Origin of the sequence: Parafannyhessea sp. (genome assembly GCF_051876455.1) — a bacterium.
Classification (GTDB): domain Bacteria; phylum Actinomycetota; class Coriobacteriia; order Coriobacteriales; family Atopobiaceae; genus Parafannyhessea.
Genome location: NZ_JBJEHW010000059.1, coordinates 1 through 2,028 on the forward strand (window position 1 = coordinate 1; position 2,028 = coordinate 2,028).

A 2,028-nucleotide genomic window follows, 5' to 3' on the forward strand; every position below is an offset into this window, starting at 1 on the left:
GCAGCACAAGGAGCAGCTCAAGAACATGCGCGAGCAGGTGGACGTGCTGACGCTCAGCGCCACGCCCATCCCGCGCACCATGCAGATGGCCATGTCCGGCGTGCGCGACATGAGCCTGATCATGACGCCGCCGCCGGGGCGCCTTCCCGTCAAGGTAAAGGTGGGCGAGTGGGACCCGGACGTGGTGTCGGCCGCGATCCGCGCGGAGCTGGCGCGCGGCGGCCAGGTGTACTACGTGAGCAACCGTGTGACGACCATCGACGACGCCGTGGACCGCGTGCACGAGGCCGCGCCCGAGGCGCGCGTGGGCGTGGCGCACGGCAAGATGAGCGCCCAGCAGGTCGAGGACGTGATGCTCGAGTTTGACGAGCACGAGATAGACGTCCTGGTGGCCACGACCATCATCGAGAGCGGAATCGACAACTCGCACACCAACACGCTGATAATCGAGGACGCGCAGCGCCTGGGCCTGGCGCAGCTGTACCAGCTCAAGGGCCGCGTGGGCCGCGGCCGCACGCAGGCGTACGCGTACTTCATGTTCCCGGGGCAGATCCCGCTGACGCCGGAGGCCACGGACCGCCTGATGGCCATAAACGAGAACCAGGACCTGGGCAGCGGCATGCGCATCGCAATGCGCGACCTGGAGATCCGCGGCGCGGGCTCGCTGGTGGGCGCGGAGCAGCACGGCAACCTGAGCAGCGTGGGCTTTGACCTCTTTACGCAGATGCTGGGCCAGGCCGTGAGCGAGGCCAAGGGCGAGGCCACGGCCGAGCAGGCGCCCGAGGTCAACATCAACCTGCCGGCTGACTTCTACCTGGCGGAGGAGTACCTGCCCGAGGTGGACAAGCGCGTGCTGGCCTACCGCCGCCTGGCATCTGCCACGGAGCTGGCGGACGTGGACCGCCTGCAGCAGGACCTGGAGAACAGCTACGGCGCCCTGCCGCTGGCCGGCCGCAACCTGCTGGACCGCGCGCGCATCCGCATCCGCTGCCAGCGCCTGGGCGTGACCTCCGTCAGCCTGACGAGCGGCCGCATCAGCTATGTGGGGATCGAGGTGCCGCGCGCCATCGCGCTCAAGCTCAAGGAGCGCCGCGCCGTGATCTACCCCAAGACCAAGAAGATGAGCTACCCCTTCCACACCGGGCGCGAGGAGCTTCTGCCCGCCGCGCTGGGCGTGCTGGAGGAGGTCGGCGGCGACGACGAGGGCGAGGAGTAGCGTATGGGCGAGAAGAACGTGGCGCCGCGGGCCGAGGGTGCGGTGCCGGACGCGGGCCGCGTGCCGGCCGCGGGCTACGGGCCGACCGCGCCCGAGCTGCTGCCCGGCGACCGTGCCGCGGCCGACGCAGCGGACGAGCAGAGCCGCGCCCGCGCGGATGCGCCGGGCACGCACCCGGAGTTTGACCGGCTGGTGCGCACCGTGTGGCGCCTGCGCCAGACGGACGGCTGCCCGTGGGACCGCGCCCAGACGCACCAGACGCTGGAGCGCAGCCTGGTGGAAGAGACCTACGAGGCCGTTGACGCCATCGAGCGGCAGAGCGACGCGCACCTGGCCGAGGAGCTGGGCGACGTGCTGATGCAGGTGCTGCTGCACGCGGAGATCGCGCGCGAGGACGGCGCCTTCACGATCGACGACGTGTGCCGGCAGATAAACCAAAAGCTGGTGCGCCGCCACCCGCACGTGTTTGGCGAAGCCGCGGCCCAAAGCGAGCAGGACGTGGGCCGCATCTGGGCTGACGTGAAGCGCCGCGAGCGCGAGGCCCGCGCGGCCGCGGGCGAGGGCGAGGCGGACGCCGCGCCGGAGGGCCTGCTCGACAGCGTGCCGCGCTCGCTCCCGGCGCTGCTGCAGTGCCAGAAGATATCCGAGCGCGCGGCGCGTGCCGGCTTCGAGTGGCCGAGCGAGGCGGACGTGTGGCGGCAGGTGGCCTCCGAGCGGCGGGAGTTTGAGGCGGAGCCCGCCGGGAGCGACGCCCAGGCCCTGGAGTTTGGGGACGTGCTCTTCTCGCTCGTGAACGTGGCCCGCTGGGAGGG

General features: G+C 71.4%; 2 protein-coding genes. Both read left to right on the forward strand.

Annotated elements, in window-relative coordinates:
* The coding region (locus ACI38Z_RS02770) for a TRCF domain-containing protein (protein ID WP_439788659.1) at window positions 1-1,216 on the forward strand (1,216 nt) is incomplete at its 5' end.
* Window positions 1,217-1,219: 3 nt separating this feature from the next.
* Window positions 1,220-2,028 (forward strand): nucleoside triphosphate pyrophosphohydrolase (gene mazG, locus ACI38Z_RS02775; RefSeq protein ID WP_439788660.1); only part of this gene is annotated, 809 nt, incomplete at its 3' end.